At 54.2% G+C, this 19,836-nt stretch carries 18 protein-coding genes and 1 pseudogene; 11 read left to right on the top strand and 8 right to left on the bottom strand.

All coding sequences use genetic code 11. From position 1 onward, the window contains the following. Positions 1 to 8 precede the first annotated feature (8 nt). From trpC to lexA, 4 genes and pseudogenes are all read left to right on the top strand, one after another. A pseudogene (gene trpC, locus JCM12308_RS23870) lies at positions 9 to 799 on the top strand (indole-3-glycerol phosphate synthase TrpC). A 59-nt stretch (positions 800 to 858) separates the two neighbouring features. After that, positions 859 to 1,362, top strand: coding sequence for a cyclic pyranopterin monophosphate synthase MoaC (gene moaC, locus JCM12308_RS23865; protein ID WP_054785298.1), 504 nt, complete (start codon positions 859 to 861; stop codon positions 1,360 to 1,362). Next, complete coding sequence (locus JCM12308_RS23860) at positions 1,359 to 2,573, top strand: molybdopterin molybdotransferase MoeA (RefSeq protein ID WP_054785297.1); 1,215 nt, start codon at positions 1,359 to 1,361, stop codon at positions 2,571 to 2,573. Before moaC ends, JCM12308_RS23860 begins: the two co-directional genes overlap by 4 nt. Positions 2,574 to 2,836: 263 nt before the next feature. After that, entirely contained in the window at positions 2,837 to 3,559 is a 723-nt protein-coding gene (gene lexA, locus JCM12308_RS23855; RefSeq protein WP_054785296.1) for a transcriptional repressor LexA, read from the top strand. Here lexA and JCM12308_RS23850 read toward each other — a convergent pair. After that, entirely contained in the window at positions 3,455 to 6,034 is a 2,580-nt protein-coding gene (locus JCM12308_RS23850) for a ComEC/Rec2 family competence protein (protein WP_054785295.1), read from the bottom strand. The genes lexA and JCM12308_RS23850 overlap by 105 nt on opposite strands. Before the next feature lie 125 nt (positions 6,035 to 6,159). Here JCM12308_RS23850 and gltX point away from each other — a divergent pair, with 125 nt between their 5' ends. From gltX to JCM12308_RS23830, 4 genes are all read left to right on the top strand, one after another. After that, positions 6,160 to 7,584, top strand: a complete 1,425-nt coding sequence (gene gltX, locus JCM12308_RS23845) for a glutamate--tRNA ligase (RefSeq protein ID WP_054785294.1) — start codon at positions 6,160 to 6,162, stop codon at positions 7,582 to 7,584. Positions 7,585 to 7,815: 231 nt separating this feature from the next. Continuing rightward, a complete protein-coding gene (gene gltA / locus JCM12308_RS23840) occupies positions 7,816 to 9,108 on the top strand; it encodes a citrate synthase (protein WP_008546659.1) in 1,293 nt (430 codons plus the stop codon). A 241-nt stretch (positions 9,109 to 9,349) separates the two neighbouring features. Beyond that, positions 9,350 to 9,802, top strand: coding sequence for a hypothetical protein (locus JCM12308_RS23835; RefSeq protein ID WP_208609007.1), 453 nt, complete (start codon positions 9,350 to 9,352; stop codon positions 9,800 to 9,802). Positions 9,803 to 9,978: 176 nt separating this feature from the next. Beyond that, the gene (locus JCM12308_RS23830; protein ID WP_054785292.1) at positions 9,979 to 10,464 is read left to right on the top strand and encodes a hypothetical protein; all 486 of its coding nucleotides are present in this window, start codon (positions 9,979 to 9,981) and stop codon (positions 10,462 to 10,464) included. Positions 10,465 to 10,477: 13 nt separating this feature from the next. Here the strand turns inward: JCM12308_RS23830 and JCM12308_RS23825 are convergent, their stop codons facing one another. Then, the gene (locus JCM12308_RS23825) at positions 10,478 to 10,942 is read right to left on the bottom strand and encodes a GNAT family N-acetyltransferase (RefSeq protein WP_244272009.1); all 465 of its coding nucleotides are present in this window, start codon (positions 10,940 to 10,942) and stop codon (positions 10,478 to 10,480) included. Positions 10,943 to 11,239: 297 nt separating this feature from the next. Between JCM12308_RS23825 and JCM12308_RS23820 the strand changes: the two genes are divergently transcribed. The 3 genes from JCM12308_RS23820 to JCM12308_RS23810 are packed head-to-tail and all read left to right on the top strand — an operon-like array spanning position 11,240 to position 12,680. Continuing rightward, the gene (locus tag JCM12308_RS23820; protein WP_014285920.1) at positions 11,240 to 11,695 is read left to right on the top strand and encodes a hypothetical protein; all 456 of its coding nucleotides are present in this window, start codon (positions 11,240 to 11,242) and stop codon (positions 11,693 to 11,695) included. Between the two features lie 12 nt (positions 11,696 to 11,707). Then, complete coding sequence (locus tag JCM12308_RS23815) at positions 11,708 to 12,214, top strand: hypothetical protein (protein WP_054785291.1); 507 nt, start codon at positions 11,708 to 11,710, stop codon at positions 12,212 to 12,214. Between the two features lie 10 nt (positions 12,215 to 12,224). Beyond that, positions 12,225 to 12,680, top strand: coding sequence for a hypothetical protein (locus JCM12308_RS23810; RefSeq protein WP_054785290.1), 456 nt, complete (start codon positions 12,225 to 12,227; stop codon positions 12,678 to 12,680). A 135-nt stretch (positions 12,681 to 12,815) separates the two neighbouring features. On the opposite strand, the gene lpxB is transcribed toward JCM12308_RS23810, so the two are convergent. The 6 genes from lpxB to bamA all read right to left on the bottom strand — a co-directional run bounded on the left by lpxB (position 12,816) and on the right by bamA (position 19,785). Then, positions 12,816 to 14,012: a lipid-A-disaccharide synthase gene (gene lpxB / locus JCM12308_RS23805; RefSeq protein WP_054785289.1), complete on the bottom strand. Its 1,197-nt coding sequence runs from the start codon at positions 14,010 to 14,012 to the stop codon at positions 12,816 to 12,818. Then, the gene (locus JCM12308_RS23800; RefSeq protein ID WP_054785288.1) at positions 14,009 to 14,869 is read right to left on the bottom strand and encodes an LpxI family protein; all 861 of its coding nucleotides are present in this window, start codon (positions 14,867 to 14,869) and stop codon (positions 14,009 to 14,011) included. Before JCM12308_RS23800 ends, lpxB begins: the two co-directional genes overlap by 4 nt. A 17-nt stretch (positions 14,870 to 14,886) precedes the next feature. Beyond that, the gene (gene lpxA / locus JCM12308_RS23795) at positions 14,887 to 15,687 is read right to left on the bottom strand and encodes an acyl-ACP--UDP-N-acetylglucosamine O-acyltransferase (protein WP_054785287.1); all 801 of its coding nucleotides are present in this window, start codon (positions 15,685 to 15,687) and stop codon (positions 14,887 to 14,889) included. A gap of 8 nt (positions 15,688 to 15,695) precedes the next feature. Further along, entirely contained in the window at positions 15,696 to 16,172 is a 477-nt protein-coding gene (gene fabZ, locus JCM12308_RS23790; RefSeq protein WP_008547327.1) for a 3-hydroxyacyl-ACP dehydratase FabZ, read from the bottom strand. A gap of 123 nt (positions 16,173 to 16,295) precedes the next feature. Further along, positions 16,296 to 17,360: a UDP-3-O-(3-hydroxymyristoyl)glucosamine N-acyltransferase gene (gene lpxD, locus JCM12308_RS23785; RefSeq protein WP_244272008.1), complete on the bottom strand. Its 1,065-nt coding sequence runs from the start codon at positions 17,358 to 17,360 to the stop codon at positions 16,296 to 16,298. Positions 17,361 to 17,427: 67 nt separating this feature from the next. Continuing rightward, complete coding sequence (gene bamA, locus JCM12308_RS23780; RefSeq protein ID WP_054785285.1) at positions 17,428 to 19,785, bottom strand: outer membrane protein assembly factor BamA; 2,358 nt, start codon at positions 19,783 to 19,785, stop codon at positions 17,428 to 17,430. Positions 19,786 to 19,836: the final 51 nt, after the last annotated feature.

Here is a 19,836-nt window from a genome sequence, read left to right as displayed (position 1 = left end):
CGGATCCCATGTCAGATATCCTTAAGAAAATCGAAGCTTACAAGCGTGAAGAGATTGCCGCTGCAAAAGCGCAAACTTCTCTGGCTGATCTGGATGCGGCAATCAAGGCAGCAACTCCGACCCGCGGCTTTGCAAACGCGCTGAAAGCAAAGCATGCAAACGGTGAGTACGCCCTGATTGCTGAGGTGAAAAAAGCCAGTCCATCCAAAGGCCTGATCCGTGCGGACTTTAACCCGCCAGTACTTGCAAAAGCCTATGAAAACGGCGGCGCAGCCTGTTTGTCCGTACTGACCGACACGCCGTCTTTCCAGGGTAAACCAGAATTCCTCGTCTCAGCCCGAAATGAAGTCTCCCTGCCAGTTCTGCGCAAAGACTTTCTCTATGACACCTATCAGGTGCATGAGGCTCGCGCCTGGGGCGCAGACTGCATCCTGATCATCATGCAGCCGTTGATGATGCATTAGCCAAAGAGCTGGAAGACACCGCCTTTGAGCTTGGTATGGATGCATTGATTGAAGTGCACGACGAAGCCGAACTGGAGCGCGCACTGAAGCTCACCTCACCACTCGTCGGCATCAACAACCGCAACCTGAAAACATTCGAAACATCGCTGGAGACCAGTGAACGCCTTGCTCCATTGATCCCGCAAGATCGGATCATCGTGGGCGAAAGCGGCCTGTTCACTCCGGAAGATCTTTCCCGCATGGAAAAATCCGGCATCTCCACCTTCCTCATCGGTGAAAGCCTGATGCGGCAGGACGATGTAGAAAACGCGACAAAAGCGCTGCTTAAACGCTAATAAAATCAACAGCCTGCAAAAGGCAATGACCTGAACAAACTGTGTCCAGAGGCAAGAAAATGTCAGAACTTTCTCCAAAACTCACTCACCTTGATGACAGTGGTGCGGCTCATATGGTCGACATCTCGGAGAAAGAGGTCACCTCACGCATCGCCCGCGCTGGCGGTCAGGTGAAGATGCAGCGTGAGACTCTGGACATGATCCTTTCCGGCAATGCCAAGAAAGGCGACGTGCTGGCAACGGCGCGCATCGCGGGCATCATGGCTGCCAAGCGCACCCATGAGCTGATCCCGCTGTGTCATCCGCTGGCTCTTTCCAAGGTACAAGTGGACTTCACACCGAACCCGGAGCTGCCGGGCATTGAGATTGAAGTCTTCGCAAAGGTCTCTGGTCAGACTGGTATTGAGATGGAAGCGCTGACAGCTGCTTCTGTTGCGTGCCTGACGATCTACGATATGGCCAAAGCCGTTGATCGTTCCATGGAGATTGGCGAGATTCGCCTGCTGGAGAAGAAGGGCGGTAAGTCCGGTCACTATCTGGCTGAGGAGGATAACTCCAAATGAGCCTGATCAGCATCGAAGAAGCCCTGGACCGCCTCCTCAAGGACGTAAAACCAACTGCAAGCGAGAGCCTCCCACTTCTGGAAGCTGGCGAACGCGTTTTAGCACAAGATGTTGCCGCAACCCGGACCCAACCTCCGTTCTCCGCCTCCGCGATGGATGGCTATGCCGTAAAAGCCGCTGACACCACAGATCCTGAGCGCGCACTGAAGGTTATCGGTGAAGTCGCTGCCGGGCATAACTTCGACGGCACACTGCAAGACGGCGAAGCTCTGCGTATCTTCACAGGAGCGCCGGTACCAGCTGGTGCAGATGCGATCCTGATGCAGGAAAATGCCCGCCGCGACGGGGATAGCCTGTTTTGCCAAGAGAGCGTAACTGTTGGCAAGTTCATCCGCCCTGCCGGACTGGACTTCCAAGAAGGCCAGATCCTCCTCAAAGCAGGCGCCCCACTCGGCTTCCGCGAGCTTTCCCTTGCGGGCGCAATGAACCACGCGAGCTTGCCAGTGCGCAAGAAGCCGGTTGTCGCAATCCTTGCAAACGGAGACGAGCTCGTTGAGCCGGGCCAGACACCAGGTCCGAATCAAATCATCGCATCCAATCAGGTCGGCATCGCAGAATTCGTGAAAAACTGCGGCGGCATCCCAATGATGCTAGGCATCGCCCCAGACCAACCTGAAGAAATCACAGCCCGCGTTAAGCAGACAATCAAGGCCAAAGCCGACGTTCTGGTCACACTCGGCGGCGCGTCTGTCGGCGACCACGACCTCATTCAGGACGTGCTCGGTGCAGAAGGCATGGAGCTTGGTTTCTGGCGCATCGCTATGCGTCCGGGCAAACCACTCATGGCAGGCGCTCTTGGCCAGATGAAAGTCCTAGGCCTGCCGGGCAATCCGGTTTCAAGTCTTGTCTGCGCCCTCCTCTTCCTTGGGCCTCTCCTCGACAAAATGCTGGGCCGCTCAGTACCTTTGGCAAATCAAGGCGTTACCAAAGCCACGCTGACCGCAGACCTGCCTGCAAACGACCTGCGTCAGGACTACCTGCGCGCCAGCCTGAGCACCGACGCACAAGGCAATCTGACAACCGAGCCGTTTGACAAGCAAGATTCCTCAATGCTTGCACTGCTCACCAAAGCAGACGCTCTGATTGTTCGCCCGCCACACGCACCGGCTGCATCGGCTGGCGAAAAAGTTGAGCTTCTCAAGCTACGCTAAATCCGTAAGACGAGAGTGGACAACCCCTGTCCACTCACCTGTCAAAATCCAATTCCCCCAGTTCTAGCAGGGCTTAAACGCAACAAACCCATTGCAGAACACAATGAGAACAGGTAGAGTACGTTCGTGTTTTGTCCTCCCAATCGCAGAAGTTGAAGTCTTTCAGCTTGTTGGGAATGCAAATCAACGAATGGTCATCTCCGGAACCGGAGAGTATGGCCGCTCACTTTCAATCTGCGCTTAGGAGCGAACGGGGATAAAAGATGCTTACACAGAAGCAACACGAGCTTTTGATGTTCATCCATCAACGCTTGAAGGAAGCAGGTGTTCCACCCTCCTTCGATGAGATGAAGGACGCGCTGGACCTCCGTTCCAAATCCGGCATTCACCGACTGATCACGGCTCTGGAAGAGCGCGGCTTCATTCGCCGCCTGCCTAACAGAGCCCGTGCGCTGGAAATCCTCAAGCTGCCAGAGTCCATCGCACCAGGCCTGAAGCCTGCGACCAAGGAAAAGGGTTTTGCGCCTGAGGTCATTGAAGGCTCACTGAGCAAGAAGGTCGCGGCACCACCTCCACCACGCACACCGTCTCCTGACGAAGTGCCGACGCTGGAAATTCCGGTGATGGGCCGCATCGCAGCGGGTGTACCGATCGAAGCAATCCAGCATCAGAGCCATTCCATTGCAATGCCTGCAGATCTGATGGGCCGCGGCGAACACTACGCGCTGGAAGTTAAAGGTGACTCCATGATCGACGCAGGCATCTTTGACGGGGATACAGTGCTGATTAAACGCGGCGACACCGCGGATAACGGCGAAATCGTCGTGGCGCTGATCGATGACGAGGAAGCAACCCTGAAGCGCCTGCGCAAAAAAGGCGCCTCAGTTGCGCTTGAAGCGGCCAACCCCGCCTACGAAACTCGCATCTTCGGCCCGGGGCGTGTCCGCATTCAGGGCAAGATGATTGCGCTCTTCCGCCGCTATTAAAGCACTGGTTGCTATAGGCAATTTAGGATTCCAAGGTCTGCGCTGAGCATCATATGCCCAGCGCACTTTTTTTATTTTATGCCCGTTTCCCGCTTGATCTGACAGCCAGATATAAACCGAGCCTCTTTCTCCAAAAATCTTCTGGTCCAAAACCAGCTCAGCATTGCAGCTGGAAGGGGCTTGAGCTTGGGTGACAATGATAGAAGCCAACTGACAATCAGCCTCCAGAACGCTCATCCCCTTCGACTGCGCCAGAAGGACTGACGGCTTTTGTTCCCCTCCACCGCCCATCGCTCGGTGCGGGTATATCTCCAGCACACAGCCCTCCTCATCACAGGAACGGTCTGCTGCCCGCGTTTTATGCTCTTTAAAGGAGTTCGCAGAGTATCCCCCTGCCCGCAGCAGGCTGTCAGCAGCAAATGACATGCGCGAGGATGTCAGGCGGAAGGATCCGTCCTTGCCATAAAACCCAATATGCTTACCTGCATCAGCAATCATCACATCAGGTGGCCGCTCCACCACAAAGCCTATGAGACCCGCTGCAAATGCTGGCACAGAAAGCCATTTCAGGCGCAAGGGCATGATGCAGAGTATGATACTTGCAAGGATCACCAACAGATAACCAGAGACACTGGCAACACCCAGATTGGTAAGCCCATCACTCAGCGCACTCACCCAGTAGGCGGCCTTCAACACCAGAGATAGTCCCACCTCCATCCCCTGCAGAAAGAACGCATCAGCGCCAAATGGAATCGTGAGCAAAGCAAGCAGACCAAGGGGCATAACCACAAAGGTCACCAGCGGCATGGCCAGCACATTACCAACCACCCCATAGGGTGCGATCTGCTCAAAGTGCATGGCCGCTATTGGAGCGGTGGCGGCACCAGCGATCAGGGAGGTCATTGCGCAGGCAAAAAGCCACTTAACGGGCTTCCTGAGAGTGCGCAAAATGCCGGTTTTCCCTTTTAAAACATAAGCTTCCCGATCATCCCGAAGCCAGTCCTTGCCAAAGGAGTAAGCTGACAACAAAGCAAGGACGGCGATGAAGGACATCTGAAAGCCCGGGGATAAGACCTCCTCTGGGCGCAGGCTTAAAAGGAGGAGACAGGCGAGAGCAAGTCCGCGCAGGCTGAAAGCCCGGCGACCAAGCAGCCCGGCGCATAAGATCATCACGGCCATCATGTAAGCCCGCTGTGTGGCGACAGAAGCCCCTGACAAACTGAGATAAACCGTTGCCGCAATCAACGCGGCGATACTAGCGTAAACGTGAATATGTCCCTTCAAAGCAAGGCTTTGGCTAAGAGACAGAACCAACCGCGCTGCGAGGAAAACCAGAGAGGTCACCAGCCCCATATGCATACCGGAAATAGCGAGGACATGTGCGAGACCAGCGTTGCGCAGGGCGTCTTTATCAGCGGAAGCCAGATAGTCCCGTTTACCTACAAGGAGAGCAACAGCAAAAGCACTTTCTGGCGAATAATCCAACACCCGCCGGATACGCCCAGCGATACCGCTTCGTATCGTATCCACATGCTGCAGAAACCCAGTACCCCCATCACGGGCGAGCACAACAGGCCTGGAAAGTGCATACCCAACCGCACCGATCCCATCGAAAAACGCAGTTCGGGCAAAATCATAGCCTCCGGGCCGCACAGCCCCACCGGGCGGCAGCAGACGCGCCTTCAGCTGCATCTTATCCCCCATCACCGGCGCCTCTTTCATCCCCTTCAAGCTAAGCCGGATTTTGTAGCCAAGCGGAGTTGTTCCCCTCTTGGAATGCTCCAGCACCTCCCCGAGGATAACAGAGTAAGAGTGCTGCCCAGACTGCTTGAGACCGGTGACAACTCCCTCCACCTTCCGCGTAACAGGACGCTCCAACGGGTCGCCACGAGCAAATTCCACGCGCAAATCCGAGAGAATAAAACCGAGCGCAAAAAACAAAAGCGCTGTGAGACCGATCGTAGACCGGCCACGCTTCATTCTGCGAAAAGCAAACAATCCCAATAGGATAGCGACAAGTCCGCTTAAAACACTGTAAGGCTCAGCTGGCAGCGAAAAATACACCAGCACGCCCGCCATATGGCTCAGCGCATACCAGACAATGCCCTGCCCGCGATCCCAATCCTGAGAAAGAGCCGTACGGGCATAACTCATCGCAGCTGGCCAATCCGGCCTCACTATCCAGAAAAAGACAGCACGAATGGTCACCACAGCCGCAACACAGCGTCCCCACATCCCAACATACTGATTTTCATCATAAAAATCCTCAGTTGCGTTGCTATGTGCGTTTTTTGCGTTGGTTTGCGTTTTTCTGCGTTGCTGTGTTCTCAAAGCCTGCAGATCATCCTCAGCGGGCAACAAGTCTCCCTCAAAGGCACGGGAAGAAAACTTATCCCCCTTCAGGCAAAGCGCATCTATTCTGGGAGCCGAACCACCAGATTGCGTCTTGTCTGAGGATGATTGCCCCTCACGCACCCTTAAGTCCCTTTCTGCCACTTGGGAACTTTTCAATGCTATGGTACACAGCCCGCAGAGATACGGCGCCCCGCCGTAATTACCCCAAACTATTCGAAGTAACTTGAAACTTTTCCGGACGAGCTATGACTAAACCTGTCGTCACGCGCTTTGCGCCTTCTCCTACCGGCTACCTGCATATTGGTGGCGCCCGTACAGCCCTGTTCAACTGGCTGCTGGCTAAACACAGCGGCGGCAAAATGCTGCTGCGTATTGAAGACACAGACCGGTCCCGCTCCACCGAGGAAGCTGTAGACGCGCTTCTGGATGGCCTGTCCTGGCTGGGCATGGACTGGGACGGCGAGCCGATCTCTCAGTATAGCCGCGTAGATCGTCACCGCGAAGTTGCGGAGCAGATGGTTAAGGAAGGCACTGCTTACTACTGCTACTGCACTCCGGAAGAAGTGAACGAAATGCGCGAGAAGGCCCGCGCAGAAGGCCGTCCGCCGCGCTATGACGGCACATGGCGCGACCGTGACCCTTCTGAAGCACCGGAAGGCATCGCGCCTGCAATCCGCCTGAAAGCACCGCTGGAAGGCGACACCATCGTGGAAGATCAGGTTCAGGGCACAGTCAAATTCGCAAACGAGAATCTGGACGATCTGATCCTCGTGCGCTCTGACGGAAACCCAACCTATATGCTGGCTGTTGTTGTCGACGACCACGACATGGGCGTGACCCATATCGTGCGCGGTGATGACCACCTGACCAACGCCGCACGCCAGACCCTGATCTACAAGGCTCTGAACTGGGATGTACCAGTTATGGCGCATATCCCGCTGATCTACGGTCCGGACGGAGCAAAGCTCTCCAAGCGCCATGGTGCGATTGGTGCAGAAGCATACCGTGCAATGGGCTACCTGCCGTCTGCAATGCGCAACTATCTGGCGCGCCTCGGCTGGTCCCATGGCGATGACGAGATCTTCTCCACTGAGCAGATGATCGAATGGTTTGGTCTGGACGCATGCGGCAAGTCTCCTTCCCGCTTCGACTTCAAGAAGCTGGAAAACCTGAACGCCCACTACATGCGCTCTGAAGGCGACGAAGAGCTCTACCAGCACTTCCTCACCTACCTGATGGATGTGGAAGGCGGCGCTGACGTCATGGCGTGGCTTGCAGGCGATGGCAACCAGGACAAGTTCATGGCCGCTCTGCCTGGCCTGAAAGAGCGCGCAAAGACCCTTGTGGAGCTGCAGGAATCTGCACGCTATCTGTGGGTTCAGCGCCCGCTGGATCTGGATGCAAAGGCTGAAAAGATCCTGTCTGACGAGGCAAAAGCTGTTCTTGGCAAGGTGCTGCCAGCTCTGGAAGCCCTCACTGACTGGACCGTGGAAAGCACTGAGACTGCCGTTAAGGCAGTAGCGGAAGCAGAAGAGCTGAAACTCGGCAAAGTAGCTCAGCCATTGCGCGCTGCACTCACTGGTCGTGGGACATCCCCAGGCATCTTTGATGTGCTTGTTGTGCTCGGAAAAGACGAATCTTGCGCACGCATTCGTGATTTTGCAGCGTAATCCGCTGAAATTTCAGTGAAACTACTGCTACAAATGCCCGTTGGTCGTAGCGGTAGTTTCACTTATAACTAAAAGCGGTGGTTGCGGGTGCTTGCCCCATCGCGGCAAATGATATAGGCAGTTCCACGACAACACTCTCCTCCGGGCGGAAACGTCAGATCATGCAGTGTATTCATTTGTACACAAATGGAACAAGTCGCATGAGGAGATACAAAATGGGGGTTGCCTGATATGAGCGACAAAACAGCGAAACTGACTATTGGAGACAACAGCTGGGACTTTAACGTCCACTCTGGCTCCATGGGCCCTGATGTTCTGGACATCGGTTCGCTTTACAAGCAAACTGACCACTTCACTCTGGACCCTGGTTTCACATCAACTGCCTCATGCGAATCCAAGATCACTTTCATCGATGGTGACGCAGGTACTCTGCTTTACCGCGGTTACCCGATTGAACAGCTCGCTGAACACGGCGACTTTTTGGAATCCTGCTACCTGCTGCTGTACGGCGAACTGCCAACACGCGCAGAAAAGGACGACTTTGTTCACCGCGTAACCTACCACACCATGATCCACGATCAGATGAGCTCTTTCTTCAAAGGCTATCGTCGTGACGCCCACCCAATGGCAGTCATGACCGGTACCGTTGGAGCTCTCTCGTCCTTCTATCATGACAGCACCGACATCTCCGATCCACATCAGCGCATGGTTGCTTCCCTGCGCATGATCGCAAAGATGCCGACCATTGCTGCAATGGCCTACAAATACCACGTTGGCCAGCCTTTCGTTTACCCAAGAAACGATCTGGACTACGCATCCAACTTCCTGCACATGTGCTTCGCAGTTCCATGTGAGGAATACAAAGTAAATCCGGTTCTGGCTCGCGCTATGGACCGTATCTTCATCCTGCACGCTGACCACGAGCAGAACGCTTCCACCTCCACAGTCCGTCTCGCTGGTTCTTCAGGCGCGAACCCATTTGCATGTATTGCAGCTGGTATCGCATGTCTGTGGGGTCCATCCCACGGTGGTGCAAACGAAGCAGCTCTGAACATGCTCTCCGAAATCGGCTCTGTTGACCGTATTCCTGAGTACGTTGCACGTGCAAAAGACAAGAGCGATCCGTTCCGCCTCATGGGCTTCGGTCACCGCGTCTACAAAAACTACGACCCACGCGCACGCATCATGCAGAAAACCTGTCATGAAGTGCTTGCTGAGCTGGGCCACCAGGACGATCCGCTTCTCGAAGTGGCAATGGAACTGGAAAAAGTTGCTCTCACCGATCCTTACTTCGTTGAGAAGAAGCTTTACCCGAACATTGACTTCTACTCCGGCATCACCCTGCGTGCTCTGGGCTTCCCAACCACCATGTTCACCGTGCTCTTCGCACTGGCGCGTACAGTAGGTTGGATCGCACAGTGGAAGGAAATGATTGAAGATCCTTCCCAGCGTATCGGTCGTCCACGCCAGCTGTACACCGGCTATTCCGAGCGTGACTATCAGCCAATCGACCAGCGTCGTTAAAAACATTCTGCCGAAAAGCGGTCTCCGGTTTTTGGCAAATGTAGCGAAGCTCAAGAAGCTGAAAAGCGATACTTCAGAAAAAGGAGGCTTTTTGCCTCCTTTTTTATTTGAAACATTCTGTTTGCATTCAACCCCTGCAAACCATGAGGCATCTTAATCCTGTTCTTGCCTCGCCACTTCCCTATCCTCAACCTTTGAGCCAGCGTCTGGCATGCCACCGGCATCAGGAAAGGAAGTGTTGATGCGCCTTGTACCTCTCCCCGTTTTTGCGGCTATTGCCCTCTTCTCAACCGGCCTGGCACCCTACGCATTAGCCAATACAGACGTTACAGAAGCAAGCAGAGACGTTTCCATCTCCGAGCTCAGCATGCAGGACGGCACCTCAGACAACTCCATCTGCGTAGAGCGCTACGGAGACGGCTACACGGTCTCACCCTCCAAGGAAGCCCCAAAGCGCACCTACATCAGCGACAAAGGCCACACAGTCACTCTGGTGGACCGCAGCGAGATCATGGGGCAAGGCATCTTTGCAGAACATGACCGGTTCATGATGACATTCCCGGGCAATGAAGACGAAGAAATTGAGGTCACCCAGTTCGTCACCGGCCTGATTGGCGGAGACAGCTACAGCGGTGTCTTCACGGATGGCACCTGCACGGGCAAGGTTTCCGTTGGCCCATGGACGCTGCCCTAAGATTCTCTCAAACCCAACCGGAGAGCCTAGGATTTTTCTCAAACACAGGCTGGTTCAGGACTGATGCGTTAAGCGGCACTCTCTAAACTCCGCAGGCAGGCAACTGGCAGCAACGCAGCCGCCACACTTTCCGAAATGAGAGGTAGGACACAGCAGGAATTAAAATGGGAGTGTATATGCGCCTAAACCAACTGAAGTATGCAGGTGTCCTGCTCGCCGTCACCCTTGCTATGCCGGGGCCAGCCCACAGCCAGTTCATCCATCGCGACAACCGGGCCAATCCGTTCACCGACTTAAAGCGTCTCTCCACATCCCGCCAGATCTCCATTCAAAGCCTGACTGTGCTCACTGATGCGGTAGGCGTTGAATTCTGCAAGGAGCGTTACGGCAACGGCTATACCGTTTCTCCGAACCCCAATGGACGCCGCGGTCAGTTCGTAAGCGATAAAGGCCACAAATTCAGCCTCTACGCCCGCAGTGAGTTGCGCGGGGATGGCATCTATGCTGAACACTCACAGGTGCTGATCACCTTCCCCAACGAACCGGATCAGGAAGTGGAGATCACCCAGTTCATCACCGGTTTCATCAACTCAAAAATGTTCAGCGGCGTCTTTTCTGATGGCGTCTGCTCCGGCAGGTTCTCCGTCATCAACGTGAAATGACACCGCCTGCCATTTACGCGCTGACTTCCAGACACTTGCTGATGGATGTCTCAGAGGTTTTGTAGGTCCGGAACCCGATCGCCTCATAGTAGCCCAGCCCCTCCGGATTGCTCGCTCCAATGGTCGCATCAATCTTCTCAAGGCCAGCCCCTTGCGCAGCTTCCAGCGTAGATGCAAACAGCACCCGCCCCCACACCACGGCGCGCAGCACTCGGGCGCACATGCGTGCCATGATGCCCCACCCCGGTGTCACATCGTAAGGATTGCCTTCTGAGGCACGTTTCAGGATCTGCAGGCCGAGCAGCGCCCCATCCTCATCTTCAACCACAGAGCAGCGAATGCGGTCTGCATGGGAGATGTAGTTCGAGCGCACATACTCTGCATCGCTCGGCAGGCTCCGCTTTCCAAGCGCTGCCAACTCCTGCAAAAACCCGCTGACTTCCGCAGCATCCGCCAGAACGGCTTCTCTGACTTTCATGAAAGACCTCAAAGTGTGGATGCGCCCGCAAACCGCGACCGCGGTGGGCATAAGAACAACAGAGCGGCAACTCTAGCACAATGCCTCAGGCACAAACGCCTACCCAACGCGCAAACCTTCAGTTTTCACCTATGTTTATGTGTAGTGCATTAGAAACTGGCTAAATCCAAAAGCACGCTTCAAACCTATTCTTCATCCTAATGAAAATCAAAGCGCAACAGGAGCATTTGCGTTAACGCAGCAGGACTACTCTTTGCGCGGCCTTTGGCCGGAAAAAGCAACGAGTGGTGGCACCCCATGAAGAAAATTCTCTGCGCAGCAGCAAGCCTCGGCGCAATCGCCTTTGTCAGCACCGCAGCACTGGCAGACAATCACAGCCTCGGCAGCGACAACGAAACCGTCACATTCTCCGACCTGACAATGGCGGACGGAACGCCCGACGACGGCACCTGCGCAAAACGCTACGGCACCGGTTACAAAACCACCGATCATCCCGACACAAACTCACAGGAAGCCCAGAAAACAACAACTGAGGGCCACGACATCATCATCTCCTCCACCGGAGGCACCATTGGTGATGGCATCCTGTCCATCGAAAATGAGTACGAGATCATCTTTCCCAACGATGAGCACAAAGAAGCCATCGACGTGAAGATGTTCGCCACCGGCCTGATCGGCAGCGGAACAGCCTCCGGTGTCTTCTCCGACGGCACCTGCCGCGGCAAGGTCACCATCCAATCTGCGCAGCAATAGGATAAACGCCCGATGAAAGCTGTCATATGTGCAGCTCTGAGCTTGTTTATTTTTGGCCACACAACAACCGTGGCTGAAGCGCTAAGCATTCGTGTTGGCCTCGGCGATAAAATCACGACCTTCTCGAATGTCACCCCGCTCCACAACAAGGCAGATGCAAACATATGCAGACAGCGCTACGGCAAGAGTTTCATAACAAAAGGCCATGCAGCGACGATTGAAAAGGAACGTCTGGTTACCACATCCGAAGGTCAAAAGATCGAACTCATCTACCTGGGTGGATATGTCGGAAGCGGTGTGTACTCCATTGAAAACCAGTACAAGTTCACCTTTCCAAATGAAGGAAACGGACAGCCAGTCAAACTGCAACTCGCAGCAACTGGCTTTATAGGCGCAGGCCGCGCCACCGGCGTTTTCTCAGACGGCACATGCGTCGGCGAAATAACAATCGAGCTGACAACCTTGCATAACGGCAAGACCTACTCATCAAAACAGAGCAATGGCCCAGACAAGAAGTAGTGAGAATATCATGAAAGCTCTATTCTATCCCGCGATCATCCTTACGACACTGGCCATCACCAGCACCTCCGCGCTGGCCGTCGCCCAAAGGTTGGGTCCGGGCGACAAAGAAATCGCCTTCTCCAACTTGTCCATGACCGACGGCAGCCCGGATGACGGCACCTGCGCAAAGCGCTACGGCGAAGGCTTCACCACCAAGAACCATCCGGATTCCACCAATGATGCCCTCAAACGTGGAACCGACAAAGGCCACGACATCCTCGTGATTTCCATCGGCGGCAGCGTAAGCGCTGGCATCTTCTCCATTGAGAACGAGTATGAAATCATCTTCCCGGATGACGAGAGCAAAACACCCGTTGATGTGGAACTCGCCGCCACAGGCCTTGTGGGAAGTCAAGAAGCCACCGGCGTTTTCTCGGATGGCACCTGCCGCGGCACCCTCGACATCAAGGTGCTGAGCAACTGAGCGCACATAAAAAAGGCCTGAAGTTTCCCTCAGGCCTTTCAGATTTCAACTTAAAGCACCACTTTAAGTGACAAGTCAAATAACTCTTCGTTTTCAATGAGCTACACCCATTTTATGAATCATTTTGAAAAGCACTTAAACTGAGAGACCAGCCGTCTCCAGAATGATCCGCGCGGCTTTACCCGCCTGGCTTTCACCCTCCGGCAAGCGCATCTTTTCATCAATACGAGAAAATGCATCCAGCTGCGCCTGCCGCTCCGGACTGTCAGAAAGCAGCGCCAGAACCCCCTTGCTGAGCGCTTCAGGGCTAGCCTCTTCCTCGATGTATTCCTTGATGCTGTAATCACCCAGAACAAGGTTCGGCAGCACAATAGTGTCCACCGCGACAATCTTGATAAAGCGGTTGATCTGCTTCAGGCGGCGGAAGAACCAGTCAAGCTTATACGCAATCACCATGGGCACACCGGCAATCGCCAGCTCCAGAGAAACCGTTCCACTCGCTGCGAGCGCAGCATTGGCACGCCGGAGAGCCGCAAACTTTTCAGCCTCTCCCGTCACAATACACGGCTGCACTTTCCATGACTTCACACCTTCGCGAATGCGCTGTTCCTGATGCGGCACCGCCGGAATGGTCACCTCCACATCCGGATCCTGCGCACAGATCAGCTCAACAGCTTTGCCAAACGGCTCCAGCAACCGCGAAACCTCACTGGTCCGCGACCCCGGAAGCACCACCAGCTGTTTCTTGCCATCTCCCAACTCAGCACGTTCACCGGCAGCAGGACGCAAATCATCCAGACGCTCGATCAGCGGATGCCCTACATAATCGCAAGGCGGCCCACCAAGGCGCTTATGCGCATCGGGCTCAAACGGCAGCAGCGCAAGCAGCTGATCCACATAAGCCGCCATCTTCTTCGCCCGGCCGGGACGCCAAGCCCAAACGGACGGGCTCACATAATCCACCACCGGAATATGCGGCGCTTTCTTGCGCACACGCTTGGCCACATTATGCGTAAAATCCGGGGAGTCGATGATAAGCAGTAGATCCGGCTGCTCGGCAATCACCGCATCAACCGTCTGATGCACGCGGCGAATAATGGTCGGCAAGCGCTCCAGAACAGCCGTGATGCCCATCACGGCAATATCATGCAGTGGAAAGATGGACTGAACACCCTGCGCAGCCATCCGCTCACCACCAAGCCCGCAAACCTCTAGGCGATCACCAATGCGTGCCCGCAAAGCTTTGATCACTTCAGCACCAAGCTGGTCACCGGATTCTTCACCAACAACAAAGAACAGTTTGAAGGGCTTTACGGTTTCCGACTCGCTCATGCCTCAGCCTCTTCACCGCGTGTGCAGCCATAAAGAAATACACCCAGCTCATCGCAGAGGCGTTCAACCTCATCGCGATGTGCAACAAGAACGCGCCCAGCTTCCACGCAAACGCCTTGTAGCTGTGCCTCAGCCGCTTTGCGGATGGTTTGAGGCCCAATGCCCGGCATATCCAAACGAAGGTCCTGCTGCGGCTTAGAGCACTTCACAAGCACACCAGCAGCACCCTTAGAGCGGACACGCCCGTTTTCACGCAAGGCGGCAACACGCTCAAGCATGGCATCTGTGCCTTCCGCCCCTTCAACCGCCACAACGCGCGCATTAACAGCAATCGCGCCCTGCCCGATATCCAGCCGCCCAAGCGCATCTACCGCCTCAATGGCAAGCGTCATATCACTCAAGGCCTTCTTGCTTGGCTTCGGACCAGCCACATGTCCCAGACTTGCAACCAGTTCAGGAGCAACTTCATGAGCACCAACCACGTGCAGTCCCTCTCGCTCAAATATCCCGGCAACTTTCACCAACAGATGATCATCACCACCAACAACAGCAGCAATAATACGCGGCAAGCGCCACATCGTACCAAAATCCCCAAGGATGGACGTAAAATCCGGGCGCTGCTGCACACCGCCGATCAATACAACGTCACGCACGCCTTTGGATTTCAACGTAGAGAACAGTTTGCCAATCTGCCCCCAGCCAAGCTCAACGGGATTAAACGCAGAAAGGGAGGCATCTGCCTCCCCCTTAATCGCAATAGTAACGACTTCACGTCCTTGCGCCATAGCTGAACGAATGACCAAACCCGGTAAGTCGCCACCACCAGCAATCACAGCAATAGGCGCCTGTTTCACCATGAACTCAAAACAGACCCTTATTCGCCATTGTTGCGCGGCGTACAGAACCGGCGCTTCTCATCTTCCAGCATGAACGACGTCATCGTCTGCACACCTTCAAACTCAGCGTATTTGGTGCGCACAGCCTCAGCACGAGACCGCAGCGTTCCCTCCTCACTGTTGAAGACTTCCTTATAGGCTCCACGAAGAGCATGGATTTCTTCACGAGAGAAGTTGCGGCGCTTCAAACCAATCAGATTGAGCCCGGCCAGGCGCGCGCGATCACCAATAACGGAACCATAAGGGATCACATCAAACTCAACGCCGGTCAAACCACCAACGATGGCATGCGAGCCAACACGGCACCACTGACGTACAGCAGATAGACCACCAAAGATCACGAAGTCTTCAACTTCCACATGGCCAGCAAGCGTCGCATTGTTCGCCAGAATGACGTTGTTGCCTACGATACAGTCATGCCCCACATGGGTGCCCATCATGAACAGACCGCCATTACCAACCCGCGTGACGCCACCACCACCGGCAGTGCCAGGGTTCATGGTCGCATGCTCACGGATCTGGTTGTCTTCACCGATCTCCAGAAGCGTATCTTCACCGGAAAACTTCAGATCCTGCGGCTGATGCCCCAAGCTTGCAAACGGAAAGACCTTAGTCCGGGCACCAATGGCTGTCCGTCCAGCGATCACCACATGCGAAACAAGCTCTACATCATCGCCAAGTGTTACCTTGGGCCCCACCATGCAGTAAGGACCGATCTTGACATTCTCTCCAAGTACGGCCCCATCCTCGATAATTGCGGTGGGATGAATCTGTTGCATCAATGACCTCAATTCGCCTCGTCTGAATCGACAAGCATCGCGCTGATTTCAGCTTCAGCGACCTTCTGACCATCAACCATTGCAACACCTTCGAACTTCCAGATGGTTGCGCGGTTGCGGATCTTCTTCACATGAAAGCGGACCTGATCACCAGGAACCACTGGCTTACGGAACTTACACTTATCGATGGTCATAAAGTAAACCAGAGAAGGCACATCCGTCTTTTCACGGGCATGAACGCAAAGCGCACCAGCAGTCTGAGCCATCGCTTCGATAAGCAGAACGCCCGGCATCACAGGCTGGCTAGGAAAATGCCCCTGAAAATGTGGCTCATTGATGGTTACATTCTTGATACCAACACCAGAATTATCACCGTCCATATCAACGATACGGTCGATCATCAGGAATGGATAGCGGTGGGGCAGCAGCTCCATAACCCGCATGATATCCGCAGCTTCCAGTGTTTTGGTCTCTACATCACTCATAATAATGCCTCAGCAATATTGGTTGGACTGGCGCTCGTCTCTCTTAGAGACAGTGAGGACACGCCCTCCTCATTCACCAGCCACCCCAGTTAACTATCGGGAGAAACTCCCGGTTCTAATCTGTTATTTCTTGCCGCTCTGAGACGTCAGACGACGCAGTACGGTCATTTCCTTGAACCACTCACGGATCGGCCGTGCCGGAACACCACCATAACGCCCACCTGGCGCCAGATCGTCGTGCACTGCACTCACACCAGCAACCTGTGCACCCATTCCAATGCGAACATGGCCGGAAACACCAGCCTGCCCGCCCAGAACGACGTAATCCTCAAGGGTCGAACTTCCAGAGATCCCCACCTGAGAAACAATCACACAGTGCTTGCCAATATTCACGTTGTGGCCAACCTGAACCTGATTATCAATCTTGGTTCCATCGCCCACAGTCGTATCACGGTTCGCACCGCGGTCTATACAGGAGCCAGCACCAATTTCAACATCATTTCCTAGCACAACTCGGCCCAGCTGGGGAACCTTGATATGTCCGCCTGGACCCATCGCAAAGCCAAAGCCATCCTGTCCCAAGCTTACGTTTGGGTGAATAATGACACGGTCGCCAAGCACGGAATGCTGCAGGCTGGCATTTGCTCCGATGGAACAATTCTCGCCCAACTGACAGTTGGCAGCAATCACAGCATTCGGACCAATGCGAGACCCGGCCCCAATCACCACTTCAGCGCCAATCACGGCACCTGCTTCAACAACAACACCTTCACCCAGCTTCGCACTCTCTTCGAGATAAGCGCGCGGACTAACGGAAGTCTCATGAGTTACAGGTAGTGGCCGCATAGCATCCGGGTAAAGTTCCGCCAGAACTTTCGCCAGTGAGCGATACGGCTCTTTAGCAAGCAGCGGAACAACGCCCTCAGGAACCTTCTCCAGATGTTTCTTGCTCACCAGACAAGCTGTTGCCTTGGTCCCTTCAAGCTGATCCAGATACTTAGGGTTATCGATGAATACGAGCGTTCCGGGAACGCCTTCATCCAGCGGAGCGACACCAGAAATGGTCAGCTCACGATCACCACGAACAATCTCCGCCCCAGCCCATTCAGCAACTTGCTTAACTGTTATTGTTTGAGCTTCAGGGAAGAAAACCGGGCTCATTTCAGACTGATTTGATGGTTCTGTCATAGGGTCCTACAAAAAAAATCGGCCGCCGAGGGTTTCGGCGACCGATTATAATCAAATTTTAAGCGGATCAGAAGCGTGTACCACCGCTGAGCTTGAATACCTGCGTTTCATCAACATCGTTTTTGAGCACAGGCCAAGCAAAGTCAGCACGCAGCGGCCCAAACGGAGACTGCCACAGCACACCAACACCAACCGAAGCACGCAGATCGAAGTCTTCAGATTGGATAGTACTGCCAATCACGCTGGAAAGCTCGCTGTCGATACCCCACAAGGAGCCCGCATCAGCAAAGACTGCACCAGACAATCCAAGCTCTTCAGGGAAGACCGGGAACGGGAACTGACCTTCAACAGTACCAGCAACGTAGTACTTACCACCAAGTGCATCACCACCGACAGCATCACGAGGACCGTAACCGTTGGTCGCAAAACCACGAATGCGATCTGGAGAGCCCTGGAACTGGTCAGTTACACGCAGACGGTTTCCGATGGATTCGATGTAGCCAGCAGAACCTTTCACGAAGCCAACAAGACCCCATTCAGCATAAAGCTCTTCGAATGCACTCGCTTTAACTTGACCGCGAACGTACTGAGATTCACCACCCAGACCGGCGATTTCCTGCTCATAAGAAGCGACATAACCGTCACGTGGGTTCAGGTTGTTATCCAGCGTATTGTAGACCAAAGAGAAGCCCGCAAGAGACGTTGTGTACTGACCAAGAGAGTCACAGACACCCAAAGACACACCGTCTGCACAATCACTAATACCGGTAGAATCGCTACGGGTCAGGTCACGCTGGTACAGCTTGTAGAACAGGTTCAGCGTCAACTCATCTTCGCGAAGCGGAAGACCGAAGTTCACTGCACCACCAGTTGTCTGCTCTTCGTAAGCACGGGAGCTGTTCTGGTCGTATACGCGGCGGTATACATCCAGACCCGCAGAGATACGGCGACCCATGAAGAATGGCTCAACGAACTTGAACTCATACTTCTGGTTATCAGTACCACCACCAACAGCAGCTTTAACGTACTGACCACGACCAAGGAAGTTGCGCTCGGTGATGGAGATATCACCGATCACACCGTCAGAGGTGGAGTAACCCACACCGAATGAAACTTCACCGGTTGGCTGCTCTTCAACATCCACATTGATGATCACACGGTCAGGAGCGCTGCCCTGCTGGCGGGTAATGCGAACGTTCTTGAAGTAACGAGTGTTACGCAGACGACGCTCAGCCTTATCCAGCAGGATACGGTTATATGCATCACCTTCAGCAAGATCAAACTCGCGGCGGATCACGTATTCGCGTGTGCGGTCGTTACCGCGAACATTGATACGCTCAACGTAAACACGCGGACCTTCTTCGATCAGGTAAGTGATCGAAACAGTCTTATTCTCGTAGTCACGTTCACCGCGAGGGCGAACCTGAGCAAACGCGTAGCCTGCTTTGGAAACTTCCAGCGTCAGAGCTTCAAGCGTCTTTTCAACTTCGAGAGAGTTGTAAGTATCACCAGACTGAGTGCGCAGATACTGACGCATGGCTTCTGGATCAATCGCGGACAGAGAAGTATCGATTTCGATATCACCGAACTCGTACTGCTCACCTTCATCAACTGTGAAAGTCACGTAGAAGATGTTCTGTTCACGGTCCAGATCTGCAACGGCAGAAACAACACGGAAGTCAGCGTAACCCTTCTGGTAGTAGAACTGACGCAGAGCTTCCTGATCCACCTCAAGGCGATCCGGGTCATACACGTCGGTTGTACGCAACCAGCCAAGGAAACCACTTTCGCGGGTCTGGATCTGCTCACGCAGATAGCCGTCGGAGAAAGCTTTGTTACCGATGAAGGAAATACGGGCAACGCCGGTCTTATCACCTTCTTCGATTTCAAAAACCAGATCCACACGGTTATTAGCGCGCTCAATAATCTTCGGCTCAACAGACGCACGATAGCGACCGGAGCGACGATAAGCTTCCAGAAGGTTCTGAGCATCAGACTGAACACGCGCCCGTGTCAGCATGGAACGCTCGGAAGAACGCACGACTGATTGCAGAGCCTGGTCTGTCAGTCGCTTGTTACCTTCGAAGGAGATTTTGCCGATAACTGGGTTTTCTTTAACATCAACAACAAGAGTGCCACCGCGCTGCTCGATGGAAACATCAGCAAACAGACCGGTCGCATAAAGCGTAGTCAGGCTCTCGTCGATATCAATTGCAGAAAACGATTTTCCTGGACGGATAGTCAGGTAGTTACGAACTGTTTCGTCTTCGATGCGGGTAGCACCGTTGACGACAATCTTGTTAACCACCGCGGCCTCGGCAACCCCTGCTCCGATGAACGGAACCCCAACCGGAGCAACTGTACTAGTAGCTGCAACGGCCATTGCCAAAAGCGACACACGTGACAGGTTCTTAAATGACTGCATAGAACTGCTATGCCTTTTATTTTCAGCCTGAAGTTGCACTAGTCCCCTGAT

This window comes from Pseudovibrio denitrificans JCM 12308, from assembly GCF_001310815.1.
Taxonomy (GTDB): Bacteria; Pseudomonadota; Alphaproteobacteria; order Rhizobiales; family Stappiaceae; genus Pseudovibrio; species Pseudovibrio denitrificans.
The sequence above is the reverse complement of the archived record's forward strand: the minus strand, read 5'-3'. Positions and strand labels throughout refer to the sequence as shown.